Source organism: Vibrio ishigakensis (genome assembly GCF_024347675.1).
Taxonomy (GTDB): domain Bacteria; phylum Pseudomonadota; class Gammaproteobacteria; order Enterobacterales; family Vibrionaceae; genus Vibrio; species Vibrio ishigakensis.
Window position 1 is genome coordinate 2,011,271 of record NZ_AP024881.1, and the last position, 22,906, is coordinate 2,034,176.

The 22,906-nt window shown below is 46.6% G+C and carries 23 protein-coding genes; 5 read left to right on the forward strand and 18 right to left on the reverse strand.

Features of this window, described 5'->3' with window-relative positions; all coding sequences use genetic code 11:
* Window positions 1-81 precede the first annotated feature (81 nt).
* Window positions 82-1,233: a patatin-like phospholipase family protein gene (locus tag Pcarn_RS09120; protein WP_261833559.1), complete on the reverse strand. Its 1,152-nt coding sequence runs from the start codon at window positions 1,231-1,233 to the stop codon at window positions 82-84.
* A 9-nt stretch (window positions 1,234-1,242) separates the two neighbouring features.
* Window positions 1,243-1,332 carry a cytochrome bd-I oxidase subunit CydH gene (cydH, locus tag Pcarn_RS09125; RefSeq protein ID WP_261833560.1) on the reverse strand — a complete coding sequence of 30 codons (90 nt, stop codon included), beginning with the start codon at window positions 1,330-1,332 and terminating at the stop codon, window positions 1,243-1,245.
* Window positions 1,333-1,490: 158 nt separating this feature from the next.
* On the opposite strand from cydH, the gene Pcarn_RS09130 reads away from it, so the two are divergent.
* The 3 genes from Pcarn_RS09130 to Pcarn_RS09140 all read left to right on the forward strand — a co-directional run bounded on the left by Pcarn_RS09130 (window position 1,491) and on the right by Pcarn_RS09140 (window position 4,130).
* Window positions 1,491-2,084 (forward strand): porin family protein, encoded by a 594-nt coding sequence (locus tag Pcarn_RS09130; protein ID WP_261833561.1) that lies wholly within the window; start codon window positions 1,491-1,493, stop codon window positions 2,082-2,084.
* A gap of 479 nt (window positions 2,085-2,563) precedes the next feature.
* Window positions 2,564-4,033, forward strand: a complete 1,470-nt coding sequence (locus tag Pcarn_RS09135) for a sodium-dependent transporter (RefSeq protein WP_261833562.1) — start codon at window positions 2,564-2,566, stop codon at window positions 4,031-4,033.
* A 1-nt stretch (window position 4,034) separates the two neighbouring features.
* A complete protein-coding gene (locus Pcarn_RS09140; protein ID WP_261833563.1) occupies window positions 4,035-4,130 on the forward strand; it encodes a MetS family NSS transporter small subunit in 96 nt (31 codons plus the stop codon).
* A gap of 61 nt (window positions 4,131-4,191) precedes the next feature.
* Here Pcarn_RS09140 and Pcarn_RS09145 read toward each other — a convergent pair whose 3' ends face one another.
* From Pcarn_RS09145 to yceD, 15 genes are all read right to left on the reverse strand, one after another.
* Window positions 4,192-4,602: a hypothetical protein gene (locus tag Pcarn_RS09145; protein WP_261833564.1), complete on the reverse strand. Its 411-nt coding sequence runs from the start codon at window positions 4,600-4,602 to the stop codon at window positions 4,192-4,194.
* Window positions 4,603-4,833: 231 nt separating this feature from the next.
* Window positions 4,834-6,264: a PTS glucose transporter subunit IIBC gene (ptsG, locus tag Pcarn_RS09150; RefSeq protein ID WP_261833565.1), complete on the reverse strand. Its 1,431-nt coding sequence runs from the start codon at window positions 6,262-6,264 to the stop codon at window positions 4,834-4,836.
* 444 nt (window positions 6,265-6,708) lie between these two features.
* Window positions 6,709-7,479 (reverse strand): TatD family hydrolase, encoded by a 771-nt coding sequence (locus tag Pcarn_RS09155; protein WP_261833566.1) that lies wholly within the window; start codon window positions 7,477-7,479, stop codon window positions 6,709-6,711.
* Window positions 7,480-7,540: 61 nt separating this feature from the next.
* A complete protein-coding gene (gene holB, locus Pcarn_RS09160) occupies window positions 7,541-8,497 on the reverse strand; it encodes a DNA polymerase III subunit delta' (RefSeq protein ID WP_261833567.1) in 957 nt (318 codons plus the stop codon).
* Window positions 8,498-8,499: 2 nt separating this feature from the next.
* A complete protein-coding gene (gene tmk / locus Pcarn_RS09165; RefSeq protein WP_261833568.1) occupies window positions 8,500-9,132 on the reverse strand; it encodes a dTMP kinase in 633 nt (210 codons plus the stop codon).
* Entirely contained in the window at window positions 9,129-10,154 is a 1,026-nt protein-coding gene (mltG, locus tag Pcarn_RS09170; protein WP_261833569.1) for an endolytic transglycosylase MltG, read from the reverse strand. Before mltG ends, tmk begins: the two co-directional genes overlap by 4 nt.
* A complete protein-coding gene (pabC, locus tag Pcarn_RS09175; RefSeq protein ID WP_261833570.1) occupies window positions 10,147-10,953 on the reverse strand; it encodes an aminodeoxychorismate lyase in 807 nt (268 codons plus the stop codon). Before pabC ends, mltG begins: the two co-directional genes overlap by 8 nt.
* Before the next feature lie 100 nt (window positions 10,954-11,053).
* On the reverse strand, window positions 11,054-12,304 hold the full coding sequence (gene fabF / locus Pcarn_RS09180) for a beta-ketoacyl-ACP synthase II (protein ID WP_261833571.1): 1,251 nt from the start codon (window positions 12,302-12,304) through the stop codon (window positions 11,054-11,056).
* A gap of 95 nt (window positions 12,305-12,399) precedes the next feature.
* Complete coding sequence (gene acpP, locus Pcarn_RS09185; RefSeq protein ID WP_261833572.1) at window positions 12,400-12,633, reverse strand: acyl carrier protein; 234 nt, start codon at window positions 12,631-12,633, stop codon at window positions 12,400-12,402.
* Between the two features lie 162 nt (window positions 12,634-12,795).
* Window positions 12,796-13,530 carry a 3-oxoacyl-ACP reductase FabG gene (gene fabG / locus Pcarn_RS09190; protein WP_261833573.1) on the reverse strand — a complete coding sequence of 245 codons (735 nt, stop codon included), beginning with the start codon at window positions 13,528-13,530 and terminating at the stop codon, window positions 12,796-12,798.
* Window positions 13,531-13,551: 21 nt separating this feature from the next.
* Window positions 13,552-14,475, reverse strand: coding sequence for an ACP S-malonyltransferase (gene fabD, locus Pcarn_RS09195; protein ID WP_261833574.1), 924 nt, complete (start codon window positions 14,473-14,475; stop codon window positions 13,552-13,554).
* 79 nt (window positions 14,476-14,554) lie between these two features.
* A complete protein-coding gene (locus tag Pcarn_RS09200; protein ID WP_261833575.1) occupies window positions 14,555-15,505 on the reverse strand; it encodes a beta-ketoacyl-ACP synthase III in 951 nt (316 codons plus the stop codon).
* A 5-nt stretch (window positions 15,506-15,510) separates the two neighbouring features.
* On the reverse strand, window positions 15,511-16,536 hold the full coding sequence (plsX, locus tag Pcarn_RS09205; RefSeq protein WP_261833576.1) for a phosphate acyltransferase PlsX: 1,026 nt from the start codon (window positions 16,534-16,536) through the stop codon (window positions 15,511-15,513).
* A 9-nt stretch (window positions 16,537-16,545) separates the two neighbouring features.
* Complete coding sequence (gene rpmF, locus Pcarn_RS09210; protein WP_017051312.1) at window positions 16,546-16,716, reverse strand: 50S ribosomal protein L32; 171 nt, start codon at window positions 16,714-16,716, stop codon at window positions 16,546-16,548.
* Window positions 16,717-16,721: 5 nt separating this feature from the next.
* Entirely contained in the window at window positions 16,722-17,258 is a 537-nt protein-coding gene (gene yceD, locus Pcarn_RS09215; RefSeq protein ID WP_261833577.1) for a 23S rRNA accumulation protein YceD, read from the reverse strand.
* Between the two features lie 217 nt (window positions 17,259-17,475).
* On the opposite strand from yceD, the gene Pcarn_RS09220 reads away from it, so the two are divergent.
* On the forward strand, window positions 17,476-18,063 hold the full coding sequence (locus Pcarn_RS09220) for a Maf family protein (protein WP_261835663.1): 588 nt from the start codon (window positions 17,476-17,478) through the stop codon (window positions 18,061-18,063).
* Window positions 18,064-18,242: 179 nt separating this feature from the next.
* Here the strand turns inward: Pcarn_RS09220 and rluC are convergent, their stop codons facing one another.
* Window positions 18,243-19,190 (reverse strand): 23S rRNA pseudouridine(955/2504/2580) synthase RluC, encoded by a 948-nt coding sequence (rluC, locus tag Pcarn_RS09225; protein WP_261833578.1) that lies wholly within the window; start codon window positions 19,188-19,190, stop codon window positions 18,243-18,245.
* Window positions 19,191-19,786: 596 nt separating this feature from the next.
* Here rluC and rne point away from each other — a divergent pair.
* The gene (gene rne / locus Pcarn_RS09230) at window positions 19,787-22,735 is read left to right on the forward strand and encodes a ribonuclease E (RefSeq protein WP_261833579.1); all 2,949 of its coding nucleotides are present in this window, start codon (window positions 19,787-19,789) and stop codon (window positions 22,733-22,735) included.
* The last annotated feature ends 171 nt before the right edge of the window (window positions 22,736-22,906 follow it).

Here is a 22,906-nt window from a genome sequence, read left to right on the forward strand (position 1 = left end):
AACAAATGTGAAGCGTAGTCATACAAAGGCGTGAGCCTGCTCACTTATCGCGCAGTATTCTTTTTCGAAGGCAGACCCAGATCAAACTGGGTTGCACACTTTAACCAATTTCTTCGTGCTTTGGTATTCATCAATAAAGCGATAGCCAGAATTGAGACCTTGCTGGTAGTCAAACAGTAGATCATCAACACTGCTCATCAGGGTCGAACAGCGAAGTGGTTGCTCTGGGATAATCTGCATCACATAGCAATCAGACGGTGGTTTCGCGATAAAGTCTTGAGTCAGTGCGTAAGTCTGATAATGGATCATCAACATATCTGCCAAACCCGCTTCAAACTCGTTACCCAGCAAATGTGCCACTCGATAGACATTATCGGCCCCAAACAGCCAACGTCCACCGTTTAGCATATCCACGCCCGGGCTTTTCTGCTTAAGCTTGCTTTGCTCTATCCTCTCATCGAGAAACTCACCGAAACTCTTTCTTCCCTGTCCAAGTGCGTCGCGCCACAAGCCTTGCACCGCCTCCACTGGCCTTTTGTACCACTCTTCATCAACAGGTACCGGCATAGTCGGAGTATCTAACAGCGGATGCTCGGGTTTTTCAGTTCGTATCACTATGATACTTCTCGATTCTCGTCGCCACGCTTCCTGAACCGGCACTGAGGCCGACACCCCGCCATCGACATAATGCTCACCATTAATATTTACTGCGCGGGATACCAGATTTGGGATAGCACAACTGGCTCTTAGAACATCGATCCAATTATGCTCAAGCATAGGGAGATAGGCATCCTTAAACTCTTCAACACGAGTGCTTGCCGCATAGGCGGTGCGCCCGTAAAGCATCTCGCGCCCCATATCCACATCAAGCTTGTACGGCGCATGACATATCTTATCTAGCGCCCAGTCCAGACCGATATAGTGTTTTTGGCGAATGAAGCTAAACAGGTTGAAGAACTTGTCGTCCGTTGTCAGATCTAACAAGAATGCTTTACCCAACTCAGGTTGCCTGCATAGATAAGCGCAGAGGTTCATGGCCCCAGCAGAGGTACCAAAGAAGGTGTGGAACGGGTCGAAGTTAGAATAGAGAAAGGCGTCTAAAACGCCTGCAGTAAAGATGCCTCTCTGCCCACCTCCTTGTGCGACGAGTGCCGTCTTACCACCGAGGTAGTCAGAGAAAACATCAGGTTGATATAGCGCGCCGTTTCCCCAGATTAAGCCGCTGTTATTCATAGCTAGCCGTTAGCCAAACAGAGCCATCATGCCAAAACCGATTAGAACCGCGAAGGTGGTTGTTACTATGGCGAGCGCCATCTTCAGTTCAGTGTCCATATACCTCTCCTTAGTGAACAAAGAAACCTTGAATACCTTAAGGTTATATCTATTTTCTAGCACCGTTGTGACAATCGCTCAAGAGTTGTTAAAAAATCGTGCAGAATTATGTAGTTACTGTCACAATTGAACTAGGTATTCACTATGGATGGTGTGGCATGAATCGAAATCTCCTTGGCCTAGCAGTAGCTCTAGCCTCTTTCAGTTCCGGCGCGTACGCGGAAGTCTATATTACCCCTCTAGTTGGTTATGGAATGGGTGGCACCTTTGAGGATGCTGAAGGTAACGATGCAGATATAGATAATGCTCTGGCCTACGGCATTTCTATCGAGACCGATGTAGAGAAGGGACGTCTTGGTCTATTTTATTCTCAACAAGATTCCGACGTGACAATCAACGGCCTTAATCTTGACTCTACGGTACGTTATCTCCATTTCCAAAGCGCTGTATTTAGTGAATTTAGGGAAAACTGGGGGGCTTACTTTGGATTGAGCCTGGGGGGCACACAGATCGATATACAGCGCGTAGACGCTGAGTATAAATTCTCTGCTGGCGTGTATACCGGGCTTGAGTACAAGTTCACCGACAACTTTGCACTACAAGGGCAACTGCGCTACCTAGGCACACTGGTCGATAGTGATTCTATCTCTTATTGCGAAGGAGACAGCAGCAGCACCAGTTGCCAATTCTTCTTTAAGAGCGATTGGATGTCTCAGTTTCAAGCTAACCTCGGCTTAACCTTCAGCTTCTGATCTCGGGATACTCAACCGGACGCATAACTGAAAAATAACATTTCACTAACGGAGTCGCGTTTACCTAGACGTTTACTCCGTTAGCCCTATTTTGGGTGATCTGGCTCTCAAATTTAATTTCAGCAGTTAATATAACCAAGTTACTACACCAATACAGACAAAGCCTCCACCCAATGCGCACCTCGTAACCAAAAGTTAGCTTTATTAGCTATTCCTCGCAGTTATTTATTCTTGCCACTGTACGGATAAAGCGATACTCTCGCCCTGTCCAATGAGTGATTAATTCTATTTTTCTCACTCAACCTATAAATCTATTGAAACATACATCCATATAAAAACACTTTATTAGAGAATAAAACTATTCAATTCCGTTATTGACCAATTATTCTTTTCCATTTTTAGTTTTTGATAGCAAAAGTTACTAATACTTTTCAAATATGTGTATGGCTTCATATCGAACACAACGAGAAGGAGTTTACATGAAGCGAGAGCAGTGGGGTTCCCGAACCGGCTTCATCCTAGCAGCAGTTGGCTCGGCGATCGGCCTCGGCAACATCTGGCGTTTCCCGTATATGGCTTATGAGAACGGCGGTGGTGCATTCTTTATCCCTTACATTTTTGCCATGCTAACAGCCGGTATTCCATTCATGATTATGGAATTCAAGATCGGTCAGAAGTATCGCGGTTCTGCACCAGCAGCACTAAAATCTATCAACCCTAAATTTGAATGGTTAGGTTGGTTCCAAGTAGGTATCGCAGCTTGTATCGCTGTTTACTATGTTGCAGTTATCGGCTGGTCTATCTCTTACCTTGGCATGTCTTTCAACCAAGGTTGGGGTACAGATACCAACGCCTTCTTCTTTAGCCAATATCTAAACCTAGGTGACAACTCACCTTCTAACCTTGGCTCTATCCAATGGAAGATTGCCGGTACTATGCTGATCGCTTGGGCGATCACCTACTCGGCTATCGTGGGTGGTGTTAAAGCAGGTATCGAACGTGCCGCTAAGATCATGATGCCTATCCTGTTTATCATGGTTCTAATACTGATTGGTCGTACTATCTTCCTACCAGGTGCATTAGACGGTGTTAACTACCTGTTCCAACCAGACTTCAGCAAGATCATGGATCTTAAGGTATGGGCTGCCGCTTACGGTCAGATCTTCTTTACCCTAAGTATCGGTTTTGCCATTATGCTGGCGTACTCTAGCTATCTGCCAGAGAAATCAGACATCAATAACAACGCCTTCATGACGGTATTGATCAACTGTGGCTTCTCTATCCTTGCCGGCATCATGATCTTCGCCGTCCTTGGCTTTATGGCTCACGAGCAAAGCAAAGAGCTTACAGATGTTGTTTCAGCGGGTGTTGGCCTAGCCTTCGTTACCCTACCTGCAGCAATTAACGAGCTTCCAGCGCCATATATCCTTGGCCCACTATTGTTCTTGTCACTGACTATTGCAGGTCTTAGCTCGCACATCTCGATCATCGAAGCTGTTACCTCAGCTATTATCGATAAATTCAAGATTGCTCGTAAAAAAGCGGCAACACTAGTGTGTGGTATCGGTGCGTTAGTATCGCTGGCATTTGCTACCAATGGCGGTCTACTGCTTCTTGACCTCGTCGACTACTTCACTAACCAGATCGGCATCGTACTGGCATGCTTTATCGAGGTTATTCTTGTAGTAATGGTAGTGAAAGCCGCTAACATCCGTAACTACGTAAACAATGTGTCTGACTTTAAGATTGGTGGTTGGTATGACATCTGCTTGAAGTTTGTAAGCCCAGCTATACTAGCTATCACCCTGTTTAACACCCTTAAAACTACTGTGACTGACGGCTACGGCGGTTACGCGCAGTCTGATCTACTTACTCTAGGCTGGGGCCTGCTTGCTCTGCTTGTAGTAATTGGGGTACTAATCAACACATTTAGCAAGAAGGAGGCTTAATATGACTACAGGTGCAATCATTATGATGGTACTTGGCCTCGCCATCACTTGGGGCGGCGCAGCCATCTGTATCAGAAAAGCAATGAACAAGCAGTAAGCTTGATTCGCAGACACAAAAAAGCCGAAGTTGATACTTCGGCTTTTTTAATGGATTCAAACTAGAAGCGGTAAGTTACACCGATAGCAGCACCAAACTTAAGCTTAGACTTGTCATGGATCTGCCATTCTGGGCTTACTTGGCCGTAAGCATTCCAGTTCGATGCAAAGTTCCAGTCTAGACCTAGTGGCACACGCAGACCGAAATCATCGTCCCACTCATACCAGCCGCCTGCACCTACATACCAATCAAAAGGTACATCCTGATCAAAGCTACCTTTAACGATATGGTAATCAAAAGCCATACCATCGTTACCGATGGAAAGTGCAAAACGGTCATCAAACTTTGCTACTGCACTCAGGCCTTGGTCAAACGCCATACCTACTTTCACATCTGCAGCTTTGGCCGCACCTACATAGGTCGCCACGCCACCTAGCACTAGAGTCACTAGCGCTAACTTGCCGATATTCACTCCGTCTATCCCTTAAATATTCACAAACTGCGCTTATTCTACCCAAATATCGGTACATTTTGTCAGTCATTTGCAAGAAGATGTATTTTTTGAGAACCGGTACACCCTTGCTGGCTAGGGCTTCCATAACAAAAAGCTATGTATAGTATGAGTGTTTTGCGAAACCCTTTGTTTAGGCACAAAAAAAGAGGGCTTAAAGCCCTCTTTTTAAACAGTGGTTACTGAGAATGATTAGCCGTGGTTACGGATCCACTCATCCATTTCAGTTTTTAGGTTGTCAGACTTAGTACCGAAGATAGCCTGAACACCACCTGCTACAACTACTACGCCTGCTGCGCCTAGTTGCTTCAGTTTGTCTTGGTCAACTGCGTCTGTGTCAGCTACTGCTACACGTAGACGAGTGATACATGCGTCAAGACCAGTGATGTTACCTTTGCCGCCGAATGCTGCTACTAGTTCGCCACCCATTTCAGAGCTAGAAACTGTAGATGCTTCTTCAGATTCGTCTTCGCGACCTGGAGTCTTAAGGTCCATCGCCTTGATTACTGCGCGGAATACTACGTAGTAGATAGCTGCGTAAACAAGACCAGTAACAACCATGATGCCTAGCTTCTGAGCGTTACCAGACAGAACGATGAAGTCGATTAGACCGTGTGAGAATGAAGTACCGTGTACGAAACCGATAGTGTTCGCTACGAAGTATGCAGAACCAGCTAGTAGAGCGTGGATTGCGTATAGTACTGGTGCAACGAATAGGAACGAGAATTCGATAGGCTCAGTGATACCTGTTAGGAACGAGGTAAGTGCTGCTGATGCCATGATACCCATTACTTTAGCGCGGTTCTCTGGCTTAGCAGAGTGAGCGATAGCAATCGCTGCTGCTGGTAGACCGAACATCTTGAACATGTAACCACCAGCTAGCTGACCGAAGCCGTTGCCTGCTGCACGAGATGCATCGTCAGCAACTAGGTAACAAGTTAGTACGCCAGTTTGTGGTTCGCCTGCTGCGTTCACACAAGAACCTGCTTCGAAGAAGAAAGGTACGTTCCAAACGTGGTGCAGACCGAATGGGATTAGCGAACGCTCAACGATACCGTAGATACCGAATGCAACCTGTGGGTTTTGGTTCGCTGCCCAATGAGAGAATGCAGAGATGCCGTTACCGATTGGTGGCCAGATGAACGCTAGAACGATACCTAGTGCGATAGCTAGGAAACCAGTGATGATAGGCACAGCACGCTTACCAGCGAAGAAGCCTAGATACTCTGGAAGTTGGATCTTGAAGAAGCGGTTGAATGACCATGCAGCCACACCACCCACAAGGATACCACCTAGAACACCAGTATCGATTTTATCAACGCCCATTACTTCTGCCATAACAGAAAGAGTCGCCGCCATGATACCGTAGCCAACGATTGCAGCTAGACCTGCAACACCGTCGTTATCAGTGAAGCCTAGTGCTACACCAACAGCAAATAGAAGTGCCATCTGGCCGAATACCGAGCCACCAGCTTGTTCCATAAGGTTAGATACGACGCTTGGGATGAAGCCTAGGTCGGCTGCACCAACACCTAGTAGGATACCTGCAACTGGAAGTACCGATACTGGTAGCATCAGTGACTTACCAACTTTTTGCAGGCTCGCAAAAAGGTTCTTAAACATGTTTATGCTCCTGAATTGTATTTTTTTAAATTATATGGGTACTAACGGCTTACCCCCGTAGCCTCGATGTTAGACACCCAGAAATATGTAACCACATGAAGGATTATATTTTTCGCCTCTAAATATATATTGATGCGCCTCAACTTTCTTCATTCGCCAAAAACCAATCTTAAAAAAGCCATTCCAGATCACACTTAACTTTGATTTTTTAACAGCAACAAGTCCAACATAAACCTTTGTTTTAATTAATTATAATAAGAAAAATATCAGTTTTTTTTATGTTTTATGAGGCGAATTATTACTTATTTCTCGGGCAAAAATTTATTCATTAAACAGTGTGACGCCGATTTTAAACCCAACCAGTAAACATAAACAATAATAGTAAAAACATTAGAAAGTGGAATAAAAAAGGGGCTTAAGCCCCTTAATTGAACAAAAACTAACTTAGCGCCGCAAAAAAAGATCTTTGAAGTTTTGGGTGGTTTTTTCAGCAACTTGACCTAACGAAGCCTCTTTTAGGTTAGCAATATAGCTTGCTACCTCAACAACATAGGCCGGTTGGTTCTCTTTTCCGCGATGTGGTACAGGTGCAAGGTAAGGAGAATCGGTTTCTATCAGCAATCTTTCTAGAGGAATGGCTTTAACTACCTCTTTTAGCTCTGTTGCCTGGCGGAAGGTCACTATTCCTGAGATAGAAATATAGAAACCCAACTCCATAGCTTGCTGTGCAAAGTCTAGATCTTCTGTAAAGCAATGGATAACGCCACCACAACGCTCTGCCCCTCCCTGCTTCAGCAGGTCAAGAGTTTCTTTGCGCGCTTGTCGGGTATGGATAATAAGCGGTTTGTTGACCTCTACGGCCAAGTCAATCTGTTGCTCAAAACGCTCTAGCTGGAGGGATTTGGTTTCGGGCTTGTAATGAAAATCCAGTCCTGTCTCACCGATAGCAACTACCTTAGGGTGCTGGGCAAATTTCTTAAGCGTTGCGAGGTCAAACTCACTCTCAACATCCAATGGGTGTACACCTGCAGAGGCGTGCACGTTATCAAATGGAGTGATCATCTCTATCATGTTAGGGAACGCATCTAGGGTTACACCTACCGAGAGCATTTCACTCACATTTGCTTGTGCGGCTTTAGCAATCACATCGCTTACGCCTTGATGCAGGTCTTCGTAATTGAGTTTGTCTAAATGACAGTGAGAATCTACAAACATAATCTTTCCGTATTAAAAAAGCGCACTCGAGTGCGCTTTGATTAGTGCTCTACTATATAGGTTAGCACTTACTTTCTATTAACCATTGGCTGATCAGTAGCTCCTGATTCAAGCCCGTGTGTGTGGTAAGTTGCTCAACAAGCTGATTTAGCCTTTGAGCCATATCGAATGCTTGCTGGTAGTCTAGCTTGGACTTAAGCGAATGCAATGTCTGATGCGACTCTACTGACTGAGTTGGTGCAAAATAGCTCTTTTGCAATTCAAGCAGTGAAATACTGATGGCCGAGAGTAATGAAATCGCATCTCCCTTCAACACAACCGAAGTAAAGTCATTTGGATGAGCAAAGTTGGCTTGCAAGAACTGCTCTAAAGCAGCGAGAGATTGCTCAAACGCATCATTCTTTTTACCAAACTCAAGCAGTTGTAGTGGCGCTCCTGCGCACAGCACCTTGTATAGCTCAGGCATATTACCCTCGCCTTGCTTATCTAGCCAACTAGACAGCTCATCTAGCATCGGGGCTTCAATATGCCAGTGTTGGCATCGCGATTTAATGGTCGGCAACAGCCTATGCGGTTCAAAGCTACTTAGGATAAACACACACTGCTCTGGTGGTTGCTCTAGGGTTTTGAGTAGCGCGTTCATGGCTGCTTCTGTCATGCGCTCTGCGGGCGAAATCACGATTATTCGCAAGCCGTTCAGCTGAGAGGACTCAAGGGCATAACGATTACAGTCACGAATCTGATCCACAGAAATGCTCGACTTACCCTCTAGTGGAGACACCTGATGTAGGTCGGGGTGAGTACCCGCTTCCACTAAAGAGCAGACGTGGCAAAAGCCACAAGGCTCATTACTACTGTTAGTACAGAGCAAGGTTGCAGCCAGAGAGTCAATCACCTCATGGGCACCCATCCCTTGGGAGGCGCTGACCAGTAGTGCACTCGGAAGAGTGTCCTGTTCAAGGGCTTGAGTAAGCTTTTCCCAAGTAGGTTTCAGCCACGGATAGCTAATGCCAAACATGGTTATTGACTCTCTAACCAATTATTCAGCTTGCCGCGAATATCTTCCGCTACCTGCTCAATACTCTGGCTCGCATCTATGATAAGGATATTGTCGTTAGCATTGGCAAGCTCAAGGTATCGCGCGCGAGCTCGTTCAAAAAAGCTGATATCCATCTTTTCAATGCGGTCTAGTTCGCCGCGTCCGCGGGCGCGCTCTAAGCCAAGCGTTGGGTCGATATCCATATACAAGGTCATATCGGGCTCGAAGTCGCCTAAGCTAATGGCTTTTAGTGAAGCCATAGTTTCAGCCGGAATTTGGCGGCCTCCACCTTGATAGGCTTGAGAAGAAAGGTCGTGTCTGTCCCCAACTACCCAGTTGCCCTGCTCAAGAGCCGGTTTGATAACGGTTTCAACCAGTTGTACTCGAGCGCCATACATAAGCAGAAGCTCAGTAATGTCCTGTACCTCTTCGCCTTCGGTCTCTTCTTTCACTAAAGCGCGCATCTTCTCTGCAAGCACAGTGCCTCCTGGCTCGCGAGTAGAGGTGATCTCTGTGACGCCGTGTTGTTTTAGAACCTCATGAATCGCTGAGATAGCGGTACTCTTACCCGCTCCCTCCAGTCCTTCTACAACAATAAACTTTCCTAGACTCACTTACGCGCCCTCAACTTTCTTAGATATTCTTGAACTGCTCGGTTATGGTCGCGCAGATTTTTTGAAAAGACATGGCCACCTTCGCCGCTGGCCACAAAATATAGATATTTGCTGTCATCAGGGTCAACCGAAGCGGCAATCGCCTCTTCACCCACCATAGCAATTGGTGTTGGTGGTAAACCAAAGATGGTGTAGGTGTTGTAAGGGGTCGGAGTTTGCAGGTCACGCTTACGAATATTGCCCTGATATTTATCACCCATACCGTAGATCACGGTCGGGTCGGTTTGTAATCGCATACCGATATTCAAGCGGTTCACAAATACCGAAGAAACCAGTGGGCGCTCTTCTGGAACTGCCGTCTCTTTCTCGATAATAGAAGCCAAGATAAGGGCTTCATAGGCATTCTTAAGTGGCAGTTTCTCCTGACGCCCGCCCCAGTACTTTTCTAGGGTTTGATTAAGCGAAGTGTTGGCGCGACGCATAATGTCGAGATCGGACATTCCTACCGTATAGTGATAGGTATTGGCCAGGAACAAGCCTTCTAATTTGTCACGCTCTATACCTAGCTCCTTTGCAATCTCTTGCTCAGACATATCCACTGTGGAATGCACTAGGTGCGGCGCCTCATCAAACTGAGTGCGCCACTCTTTAAAGGTACTACCTTCGACAAAGGTGATACTAAACTGCGCTTCTTTACCATTAACCAGAGACAGTAGCGCTTCTTTCAAACTCAGATTTGGCTCAAGCTCGAAGGTACCTGCTTTAAGTTGGGTCACCTCAGGGTGAAGACGGCGAATAAGCTTGGCCACATAATCTGCATCAGCAGATTGAATCCAGTTATCGGTTTCAAATCGGCGCAAAATGGAATTAAAAGACGTGCCCGATTCGATAGTGACTAGGGTAGGTTCTTGAATGCTTACTGTTTGTCCCAAGTAAGTATCCATTTGATTCTTGACATAAAAAACTGCGCCGGCTGCCACAACGACTAGGCAAACGCAGAGCAGTAATAACTTTTTAAACACTATTAATCCTCTCCTGTAGATCACGAGTGATTATACCTATCGGGAAAGATTTGTGGGTGATTTTTGTGACAGGAGCGATGCCAAGGATGGCATTAGTAATAAATACTTGGTCCGCCGACAACAGATGGTCTAACTCGAACTCGCCAATAATGACCTTAAGTCCCATGTTCTGCGCATCTATCATCACTAATCGGCGTGCAATTCCGGCCACACCTGCTTTTTCAATGCTAGGGGAATAGAGAGTATTGCCTTTAACCCAGAAAAGGTTCGCCATGGTAGTCTCAACGATATGGTTGTTGATATCCAGCACTACCCCATCGGGCATATCTTGCTGCTCCATATCGGCTTTCATTAGCACCTGCTCTAAGCGGTTATTGTGCTTGCGACCGGCAAGTAAAGGATTGATACCCAGTTTATGCTCAGCTATTCCCAACTCAATCCCTTCAAGCTGCCAAAAACTATAGTGAGAGGGATAATCAAAGTTTGAGATTACTATGGTTGGCTTGTTTATTCCCTGCGGACTGTAACCTCGACCGCCACTACCTCTGCTTACTAATAGTTTTACACCGCCAAGCCCTTCAGATTTAGCTGCGGTTTCCACCCACTCTCGCACCTGTTTCCAGTTTGGTTGCGGTATCTGTAGTAGCGTCAAGCAGTCTTGCATTCGCTCGACATGCAAAGACCAATGCTCTGGTTTGCCATCTATGGTGCGGATTGTGGTAAAGCCACCGTCCCCGTAGTTAAAACTTCTGTCCGTTGCGTCTATTTGGTCCGAGATTACGCCATTTATCCATATCATGGGGCTGATTCCCTAAGGGCTAAAAACAAAAAAGGTCAGAGCCAATTTCATCGAAATTGAGTCTGACCTGACAATTCTAGCGAATTTTTAGACGGTTAGATTAGATCTTTTTGAAGATCAATGAACCGTTAGTACCACCGAAGCCGAATGAGTTACATAGAGCGTACTCTGTGTCTAGATCCTTCGCTTCGTTTGGCACTAGGTCAATACCTAGCTCAGCTGCGCGAGGGTCCATGTCATTTAGGTTGATCGTAGGTGGAGCTTTCTGATCCAGAAGTGCTTTCACTGTGATGATAGCCTCAACTGAACCCGCAGCACCTAGAAGGTGACCAATCATAGACTTGGTAGAAGATACCTTAACTTGAGCCGCACCTGCTTCGCCTAGTGCGCGCTTAACGCCCATAAGCTCTGCAACATCACCTGCTGGAGTTGAGGTGCCGTGCGCGTTGATGTAACCCACTTGCTCACCTGTGATACCAGCGTCACGCATTGCTGCTTCCATCGCCAGTGCACCACCAGAGCCATCTTCACTTGGAGAGGTCATGTGGTAAGCATCTCCACTCATACCAAAGCCAACAAGCTCACAGTAGATATCAGCGCCACGTGCTTTAGCATGCTCGTACTCTTCTAGAACCATGATGCCCGCACCGTCACCAAGAACGAAACCGTCACGACCAGAATCCCATGGGCGAGATGCACCTTGTGGGTCTTCGTTGTTAGTAGAAAGCGCTTTTGCAGCACCGAAGCCTGCCATACCCATAGGGGTAGAAGCTTTCTCAGAACCACCTGCAACCATAGCGTCTGCATCGCCGTATGCGATCATACGAGCAGCATGGCCAATGTTATGAAGGCCAGTAGTACATGCTGTTGAGATAGCGATGTTTGGACCGCGAAGGCCACGCATGATAGATAGGTTACCTGCAACCATGTTAACTATGGTTGATGGTACGAAGAATGGGCTTACTTTACGTGGGCCACGGTTAGTAAGAGTTTGGATACCGTTTTCGATTAGACCAAGGCCACCAATGCCCGAACCAATCGCAACACCTACGCGTGCGCAGTTCTCTTCTGTGATTTCTAGGCCAGAATCATCTAGCGCCTGAACACCTGCTGCAATGCCGTACTGGATGAATAGATCCATTTTACGAGCATCTTTTTTAGACATGTACTCTTCGCAGTTAAAGTCTTTAACCATAGCTGCAAAGCGTGTAGAGAAATCGGTAGTGTCAAAGTGCTCAATATTTGAAACACCACTTTGACCAGATAGCAGGGCTTTCCAAGAAGATTCAACGGTGTTGCCTACCGGTGACAACATACCCATACCAGTGACAACAACACGACGCTTGGACACGATATAACTCCGGGATTGATTTGATTTAAAAGAAAGGTAGCTAGGGATAGCTAAAGAGAAATCAGGCGGTCATGAGTGACCGCCTGAAAGGAGAATTACTGAGCGCTGTTTACGTAGTCGATAGCAGCTTGAACAGTAGTGATTTTCTCTGCTTCTTCGTCTGGGATCTCAGTGTCGAACTCTTCTTCTAGAGCCATTACTAGCTCAACTGTGTCTAGAGAGTCAGCGCCTAGATCGTCAACGAAAGATGCTTCGTTCTTAACTTCTGCTTCGTCAACACCTAGTTGTTCAACGATGATTTTTTTTACACGTTCTTCAAGATTGCTCATTTTTTATTTCCTATACAAGAAGTCGCTTAATGCGATGTTTTGCGTAGTTTATTCGAAAGTAAGAAAGTTGCAAGGGCATCCTTGCTGGTCAAACCACAATTTTGCGATTTTAACCGATTTTCCACGCAATATTGACTTATATCATGTCAATATTGCATGAAATTAAACCATGTACATGCCACCGTTTACATGTAGCGTTTCACCTGTGATATAGGCTGCATCTGGAGACGCTAGGAACGCCACAGCTGCTGCAATTTCACGAGGATCACCCAAACGACCTGCCGGTACAGACGACAGTGTAGCAGCACGCTGCTCGTCGTTTAGTGCTTTAGTCATATCTGTTTCGATAAAGCCCGGAGCTACTGTGTTTACTGTAACGCCACGAGACGCCACTTCACGTGCCATAGACTTAGTGAAACCGATAACGCCCGCTTTCGCTGCTGCATAGTTAGTTTGACCTGGGTTACCCATGGTGCCAACTACAGAGCCAACATTGATGATACGGCCACATTTCTTCTTCATCATGCCACGTAGTACTGCTTTAGACAAACGGAAGATTGAAGTCAGGTTAGTGTCCATAATATCTGTCCACTCGTCATCTTTCATGCGCATTAGCAGATTATCGCGCGTGATACCTGCATTATTAACCAAGATGTCCAGTGGACCGAACTCTTCAGTGATCGCCTTAAGCACAGATTCGATAGACGCAGGATCAGTTACGTTCAGCGCCATACCCTTGCCATTGTCGCCGAGATACTCAGAAATAGCTGCTGCGCCATTCTCGCTGGTCGCTGTGCCGATTACTGTCGCGCCACGCTCAACCAAAGTCTCAGCGATTGAACGACCGATACCACGGCTTGCACCCGTTACTAGTGCGATTTTTCCTTCAAGATTCATTATTCGTTGCTCCAAAACTTATTATTTCGCGGCTTCAAGAGAAGCTGCGTCATTTACTGCTGCCGCACTTAGTGACTTAACGATGCGCTTAGTCAGGCCTGTAAGAACCTTGCCTGGACCTAGCTCTAGTAGTTTCTCTACGCCTTGCTCGTGCATAGACTGAACCGTCTCAGTCCAACGTACTGGGCTGTATAGCTGACGTACAAGCGCTTGCTTAATTACCGCTGGATCCGTTGCCGCTTCAACGTCAACGTTGTTGATTACTGGCAGTGCTGGAGTATTAAACTGGATAGATTCTAGCGCTTCAGCTAGCTTGTCAGCCGCTGGCTTCATCAATGCACAGTGCGAAGGTACAGATACAGGCAGTGGAAGTGCACGCTTAGCGCCCGCTTCTTTACATAGTGCGCCCGCACGCTCTACTGCATCTTTGTTACCTGCGATAACAACCTGACCAGGAGAGTTGAAGTTTACTGGAGAAACAACTTCACCTTGCGCTGCTTCTTCACACGCCTTAGCGATCTCTTCGTCGCCTAGACCGATGATAGCGTACATAGCGCCAGTACCTGCTGGTACCGCTTGTTGCATTAGTTGGCCGCGTAGCTCAACTAGCTTGATCGCTTCTTTGAAATCAATAACGCCAGCACAAACTAGTGCTGAGTATTCACCTAGGCTGTGACCCGCGACTAGTTCCGGAGTTGCTAGACTTTGCTCGTTCCAAACGCGCCAGATCGCAACAGATGCTGCAAGAAGTGCAGGCTGAGTGCGTTGCGTTTGGTTTAGGTCTTCAGCTGGGCCGTCTTGAATAAGTGCCCATAGGTCATAGCCAAGAACCTCAGAAGCTTCAGCAAATGTTTGCTTTACTACTTCGTGCTGCTCGCCAAGCTCTGCCAACATACCCAGGCTTTGAGAACCTTGTCCTGGGAAAACAATTGCAAATTTGCTCATAATTCGTCCTTAAGCTTTGCTTATATATTTAAAAAGAAGTGCCTGAGCACTTCTTTGCTATTCGTGGGTACTCTCTAAGTTAGAACTTTACCAGAGCTGAACCCCAAGTGAATCCGCCGCCAAACGCTTCAAGAAGCAGGGTTTGACCACGCTTAATTCGACCATCACGAACTGCTTCATCTAGCGCAGTAGGTACGGTTGCTGCCGAGGTATTACCGTGACGATCAAGAGTGATAACCACTTGGTCCATCGACATTCTCAGCTTCTTAGCCGTTGCTGAGATAATGCGAAGGTTCGCTTGGTGTGGCACTAGCCAGTCCAGCTCTTCCTTCTCCATATTGTTCGCTTTAAGGGTATCGGTTACTAGGCGTGAAAGCTGAGTCACCGCTACCTTGAATACTTCATTACCTGTCATGTGAAGCCACTTATCGACTTCACCGCCACGTACTGGCATCTCTAGACTTAAAAGATCGCCATAACGACCGTCTGCACCTAGGTGAGTAGACAGAATACCCGGCTCTTCGCTCGCGCCGACAACCACAGCGCCCGCACCATCACCAAATAGGATAACGGTAGAACGGTCGATGTCGTCTACAGACTTAGACAGTGCGTCTGAGCCAATCACTAGGATGTTTTTACACATGCCAGAGCGGATATGTTGGTCTGCAATAGACAGGGCATAAACAAAGCCTGTACATGCAGCCGCTACGTCGAAAGCACCGCAACCCGGGATTTCAAGCATACCTTGGATTTGGCAAGCTGATGATGGGAAGGCGTGACTACCACTGGTGGTCGCAACGATGATCAGGTCGATATCGTGTTTATCGATACCCGCCATTTCGATTGCGTTCTTAGCGGCAATAAAGCCCATATCGGCAACGGTTTCATCTGGCGCTGAAATACGACGCTCTTTGATACCAGTACGAGCAACGATCCACTCGTCGCTGGTATCTACCATTTTTTCTAAATCTGCATTTGTGCGCACTTGTGAAGGCAAATAGCTGCCTGTGCCTAATATTTTGCTGTACATGAAGACTATTGTTGCCTCTCGAGTAAAACGGTTTCCAAACGATCACTAATACGACTCGGTACCTGTCGTTTGACTTCGTGAACTGCCTCTAGAATTGCATTGATGATAGCAGTTTTATCCGCACTTCCGTGACTTTTGATGACAATGCCGCGCAATCCTAGCAAACTTGCACCATTATACTGGTCGGGGTTCATCTGTTTGAGGTCAGAAATCAACCCACCAAAGAAGATTTTTGCTAGCCAAGATTTAAATTTGGACTGGCACAAGTGGCGCTTAAGGTGCTCTAGGAATAGATTTGCCACCCCTTCTTGCGCTTTTAGACACACATTTCCCACGAATCCATCGCAAACCACCACATCAGCCTCATCATGAAGGATCTGGTGGGCTTCAACAAAGCCGGTGTAATTGATGGAGTGAGCAGAACTGAGCATATCCGCGCAAGATTTAACTAGATCGTTCCCTTTAACCTCTTCCGCGCCCACATTCAAGATGGCCACGCGAGGCGTGCGGCCTAGGTGTTGCTCCGCCAGTGCTGAGCCCATAACTGCGAACTGGAAAAGGTGCTCTGCTTCGACCGAGACATTCGCTCCAAGGTCCAGAAGCCATACCTTTTGCCCGCTACGAGTAGGTAGTGATGAAACAAGCGCCGGTCTTTCGATACCAGGAAGCAGTTTGAGTCGATAACGAGACAGCGCCATTAAAGCGCCAGTATTACCTCCGCTGACGCACGCTTGCGCCTGCTGAGATTCAACAAGATCGATAGCTTCCCACATCGAACTACCCTGACCACGACGTAAAGCTCTAGACGGTTTTTCCCCATCAGAAATAACTTTGTCGGTGTGCTGGATTTGAATGCGGTCTTTGGGATAGGACCCAATAGAGGTGAGCTCGGGAAGGATAAGGGATTCATCCCCTACTAAAATGACTTTCAGCTCTGGGAAAATAGACAATGCCTGCACGGCGGCAGGCACTGTAATGCGAGGACCGAAGTCCCCGCCCATTGCATCAAGTGCAACGGTAATCGTTCGCAAAAGGCAACCTTACTTGTTGATTACCTTTTTGCCACGGTAGTAACCGTCAGCAGTCACGTTGTGACGTAGGTGAGTTTCACCTGAAGTTGCGTCTACAGATAGTGCAGCTGTAGTTAGCGCATCGTGTGAACGACGCATGCCACGCATTGAACGTGATTTTTTGCTCTTTTGTACGGCCATTGACCCTACTCCTTTGTCTGTGCTTTTAAGCTTTTTAAAACTTCGAACGGGTTTGGTTTCGATTCCTCAATTTCTTCAGGAAGCTCACCAAATACCAAGTTACTTGAATCAACGCTACAGTCAGACAGATCGTGCATTGCTACCTGTGGTAAACCAAGAATGAACTCGTCTTCAACTAGTTGTATTAGGTCGCATTCACCGTACTCGTTCAGATCTACCAAATCGTACTCTTCCGGTGCGTTCTCTTCAGTCTGCTCACCTTTATTAGGTGTGTAGACGAATTGAACTTCACACAAGTGTGTGAAAACCTCATTACAACGCTGACACTCTAATTCGACTTCGACGTTAGCTTTACCAGAGATAACGACTAGTCGCTGTTCATCCAAACCAAAGGACAATTGAACATCTGCATCGCGTTTTACGCTTTCGACCGACTCATTCAAGCGCTTGAGCAGACTGACTTGGATGATGCCATCGTAGTCCAATCGTTTCTGAGCTGCTTTACTCGGGTCAACCGTTCGCGGTATTTTTACCTTTTGCATAGGGCGCGAATATTATCTTTGAAATTGAATTTAGTCAAAGGAAAACAACAAAAAATTAATCATTTTTTGTACATTTACTCGCGCGTTATTTAATAGAGTTCGATAGAGCGAAATGCCCTCACCACATCTATCTTTTGCGAGCCCCTACTATTCTACAACAAGATACTGAGAAATCTGCTAATTTATGCCAATCAATAAGCCAACACTAAGTAGTGATATGACCGATTATCAGCTGGTTCTCGCTTCCACCTCGCCATTCCGTGCCGAGATTTTAAAAAAGCTCCAACTTCCCTTTTTGATCCTTTCGCCAGATTTTGACGAAACACCGCTAAAAGATGAAACTCCACAGGAGTTGGTGATTCGTTTGGCCGAAGGCAAGGCAAGGTCCTGTCACCTACCCGAAGGCAACCACCTAGTGATAGGTTCGGATCAGGTGTGCGTGGTAGATGGCAAGATATTGGGTAAACCGCATACTCGTGAAAAAGCTATTGCTCAGTTAAAGGCGCAGAGCGGGAAATCTATCTGCTTCTATACAGGACTGGCACTGTTTGATTCATCGACAGGTGCAACTGAGACTAAGCTGGATACCTTTGTTGTGCACTTTAGAGACCTTACCGATAAGCAGATCGCCGCATATGTAGATAAAGAGCAACCGCTGAATTGTGCTGGGAGTTTTAAGAGCGAAGGCTTGGGAATTACGCTGTTTAGTCGGCTTGAAGGTAAAGACCCGAATACGCTGATTGGGCTACCACTGATTGATTTGGTGGGTATGTTGGAAAGTAAGGGTGTTGCGGTACTGGGTTAATGCGTTTGAAGGTTAGTCTGTTCGTACTATAGATACCTGATAAGCTTCGCGTTCCGGTATGACGAGTTTCATTTAAGTGAAGTATTCGACTAATCATCCAACGTCATCCCGGAATGCCGGCCCAGCGGAAATTGTGACAACAATTATCCGGGATCTTCAAACCATCAAAGCCCTGAGAGTTAACCCTTAACTCTCAACCCCTCAACAGCCTTAACCAATTTCTTCTCCATCGGCGCTTTGATTTCCATCTCCTCACCACTGCCTGGATGAACAAACTTGATATGCGCAGCATGCAAGAACAGGCGGTCTAGCCCAACTTTTCCAGTGTAAGCATCAAAACGGCGGTCACCGTATCGGTCATCCCACGCAATTGGGTGGCCGGTATATTGGGTATGCACACGGATCTGATGAGTACGACCGGTAATTGGGCTTGCTTGAATCAAGGTCGCTTGATTGAGTTTCTCAATGATCTTAAAGCGAGTTTCGGAAGGCTTACCGTTCGGGTTCACGCGAACAATGCTGTTAACTTCATTCTTAAGAAGCGGTGCCGTTACTTTACGAATCGAAGACTTCCACTCACCCATCACAAGAGCAAAGTAATACTTCTGTACTGTCTTCTCACGGAACTGCGCTTGCAGATGACGAAGAGCTGAGCGCTTTTTAGCAACCAACAAGATGCCTGATGTATCACGGTCGATACGGTGCACAAGCTCCAAAAACCGAGCCTGAGGACGAAGAGCACGAAGCGCCTCGATTGCGCCAAACTTTAAACCACTGCCGCCATGTACTGCCGTACCCGAAGGTTTATTAAGAATAAGCATATGCTCATCTTCAAAAATGATGCAGTCTTCTAACTCAGCAACTTTGTTCAGCTTAGTGCTAAGACCAGGATTCTCTTCCTCTTGAGGAATGGTCACCGGAGGGATACGCACAAGATCACCGGCTTGAAGCTTATACTCTGCCTTAACGCGCTTTTTGTTCACACGCACCTCACCCTTGCGCACGATTCGGTAAACCATGCTCTTAGGAAGTGCCTTTAATTGATTGCGAAGAAAGTTATCGATTCGCTGTCCAGCCATGTCAGAATCAATCTCGACAAACTGCACTTGGGTTCTAATTTCACTCATTTCGTTAGTCTAACATTCAAAGTTGCTTTAAATCACATATTTCAAAACAAAAGCGGATCGCTCATAACTTAATCAGAAGCGATGAATCAATTTTGAAAACCTGTGTACAACTTTCTGGATAAAAATAATTTCAAACTGTGATCTTGATGCGAATCGCCCACAAATCAGGCATCTACGGCGATCCCTTTATCTTTTTTTAGTTTTTTTCTGACGCTTTGTTTGAAAGCTGATTGCTGTGAATTAGTGACACTGTTATAGTTCGTCAATCAATCTAATCGCTCAGTAATATTCTACAGTTTACTCATCGATTTATTGACCAAAAGATCGAAGTCGCTTGTTCTTTTTACCAATGCAGCGTAAGGCATAAGACATTGAAATTGAACAAACTTGTCGCTCGACTTCTACCTTTCGATGCAGAGTTCGACTGCACCTTTTTCGCAGATCATGTTTTGGATTTAACGAATCATGATGACAAAAGTGCCCGCGAGCATCCCTTCCAGCCGTGAGGTTGCAAGATATAACCACGGGATCGGCACCATCGAAAGACTACAGCGACACAAATAAAAAATATTGAAAGAAATACAACGAGATTTTTAATGAAAAGAATGTTGATTAACGCAACTCAAAAAGAAGAGTTGCGTGTTGCCCTCGTTGATGGACAGAAGCTGTTTGATCTTGATATTGAAAGCCCTGGCCACGAATCTAAGAAGGCAAACATATACAAAGGACGTATCACCCGCATTGAGCCAAGTCTAGAAGCTGCATTTGTCGATTACGGCGCTGAAAGACACGGTTTCCTTCCTATTAAAGAAGTAGCACGCGATTATTTCCCTGAAGGTTACACCTACCAAGGTCGTCCAAGCATTAAAGAAGTGCTTAAAGAAGGCCAAGAGGTAATCGTACAAGTTGAGAAAGAAGAACGTGGTAACAAGGGCGCAGCTCTAACCACCTTTATCTCTCTTGCTGGTAGCTACCTAGTTCTTATGCCAAATAACCCACGTGCCGGCGGTATTTCTCGTCGTATCGAGGGTGATGAGCGTACTCAACTTAAAGCGGCACTAAGCACCCTAGAATTGCCTCAAGGCATGGGTCTGATCGTTCGTACCGCTGGCGTTGGTAAGAGTGCAGAAGAGCTTGAGTGGGACCTTAATGTTCTACTTAACCACTGGAATGCTGTTAAAGAAGCGGCTGATGCTAACCAAGCACCTTTCCTGATCCACCAAGAGAGTAACGTAATCGTTCGCGCGATTCGTGACTATCTACGTCGTGACATCGGTGAAATCCTGATCGACAGCAACACCATCTTTGAGCGTGCTCGCGCGCACATCCATTTGGTTCGCCCTGATTTCATCAACCGTGTTAAGAAATACGACGGTGAAGTACCTCTGTTCAGTCACTATCAGATCGAGAGTCAAATCGACTCTGCGTTCCAACGTGAAGTACGTCTGCCATCAGGTGGTTCGATCGTTATCGACCCAACTGAAGCACTGACCTCAATCGATATCAACTCTGCTCGCGCAACTAAGGGCGGCGATATCGAAGAGACTGCACTGAACACCAACCTAGAAGCAGCTGATGAAATTGCTCGTCAACTTCGTCTGCGTGACCTAGGTGGTCTAGTGGTTATCGACTTCATCGATATGACACCAGTACGCCACCAGCGTGAAGTAGAAAACCGTCTACGTGAAGCAGTACGTCTAGATCGTGCTCGCGTACAGATCGGTCGTATCTCTCGCTTCGGTCTACTAGAGATGTCTCGTCAGCGTCTAAGCCCTTCTCTTGCAGAAGCGAGCCACCACATCTGTCCTCGCTGTAGCGGTACCGGTGTTGTGCGTGACAACGAATCCCTAGCCCTTTCTGTTCTTCGTCTAATTGAAGAAGAAGCACTGAAAGACAACACTTCTCAGGTACTGGCTGTAGTGCCTGTATCTATCGCCTCTTACCTACTCAATGAGAAGCGTCGCAGCGTAAACCACATCGAACGTTGCCAAGAAGTGAAGATCACTATCGTTCCTAACTCTGACATGGAAACTCCTCACTTTGAGGTTATCCGTGTTCGTGATGGTGAAGAGCAAAACCTACTTTCATACCTACTTCCTAAGAAGCTAGAGGCAATGAAAGAAGCTGAGTCTCGCGAGCCAGCAGAAGCTGAAATCGCACCGAAGAAGATTGAACAACCTGCACTGCAAGGTTTTGCTTCTCCGACTCAATCTGCTCCTGCACCAACTCCTGCTCCTAAGGCTAAAGCACCAGTTGCTGAAGAGCCTAAGCAAGTAGAGAAGCCTGGCATCATCTCTCGCATCATTTCTGCGATTGCGGGTCTATTCAGCTCTGAAGAAGAGGTGAAGGAAGAGAAGCCAGAACCGAAGAAGAACAAGCCGAAGCAACGTCGTGACCGTAACGACAACCGTCGCCGTAACAACCGTGACAACCGTCGTAAGAACAACAATCGCAACCGCAATGCTGACAAAGATGAAGCTCAACAAACAGCTCGTCCAGAGAAAGCCGCACGTAGCGAAGGTCGTCAAGACAACCGCAACGAGAACAAGCGCAAGCCTCGTAACGAGAAGAAACCAGTTCAGAACAGCAAGGTTGAAGAGCAAGGCAAGCAGATTGCTAAGCAAGCCGCTGAGCAAACTGAAGCACCTCGTAGCGACAAAGAGACTAAGACTAGCCAGGTTAAACAGCGTCGCCAACGTCGTCAGCTAAAACGCCAGGTTCGTGTTAAGGATCAACAAGCCGCTGAGCAGGTAGAAACTCAAGCAACAGAAGCAGTTGCAGCGGTTGCTACTGAGAAAACAGCACCTAAGAAAGCAGAAGCGCCAAAAGCCGAAGCTAAGCCTCAAGAGCAAAAAGCCCCTGAAGCTGAAACTGGTAAAGGTGAAGGCAAACAACGCCGTAACCGTCGCTCTCCACGTCACCTACGTGCAAGTGGTCAGCGTCGTCGTCGCGGTCGCGATCGTCGCCCTAACCCATTCCGCCTACGTAAAGGTGGTGTAGCGTCTCCAGAGATGGCTATGGGTAAGGTTATGCCTAAGTACGACCTGTACAAAGGTAGAAAGCGCAAGCCTAAGGCGAAAGCAACTCTAGGTGGTTACGCGACTCCTGAGATGTCGATGGGTAAAGTAATTATCCTAAGCAAGCAGACTGCAGCTCCAGCACCAGTTGAAGCGCCTAAAGCAGAAGCTAAGCTAATCATCCCAGCAGTGGTTCAATCTGTTGCTCAATATCAGGCTAAGCCAGTAATTGAAGCTAAGCAGAAACCTCAGGCGAAGAAAGCACCTAAGAAAGCGGCTCCTAAGAAGGCTGCTAAGGTTGAAGCGCCTAAGGTAGATAAACCTGTAGAAGCTCCAAAGGCTAAAGCTCCTGTTGAAGTTAAAGGTCACGCTCAATCAGCAATGACTAAAGCGCCAGGTCCACAGACCTCTCGCGAAATCAACATCGAGGCAGCGCCATTTACCGGCCCTAGCTACGAGCCTAAAGGTGCAGGTAGCCAAGCGGCCACCAGCCAAGCGGGTAGTGCAATGTCTAAGACATTAGGCTAAACAAGCTTTAACGCTAAACAGAAAGAGTCAACCTCCGGGTTGGCTCTTTTTTTATGCCTTTTATTTATGGTCGTTATTAGCTCATAAGTTCAGCAATTGATTGCACTTATTCCTTGTTTCCTATAGTATCCGCCGACTTACACCATTTGTAACAAAATGAAAATTTCCTCT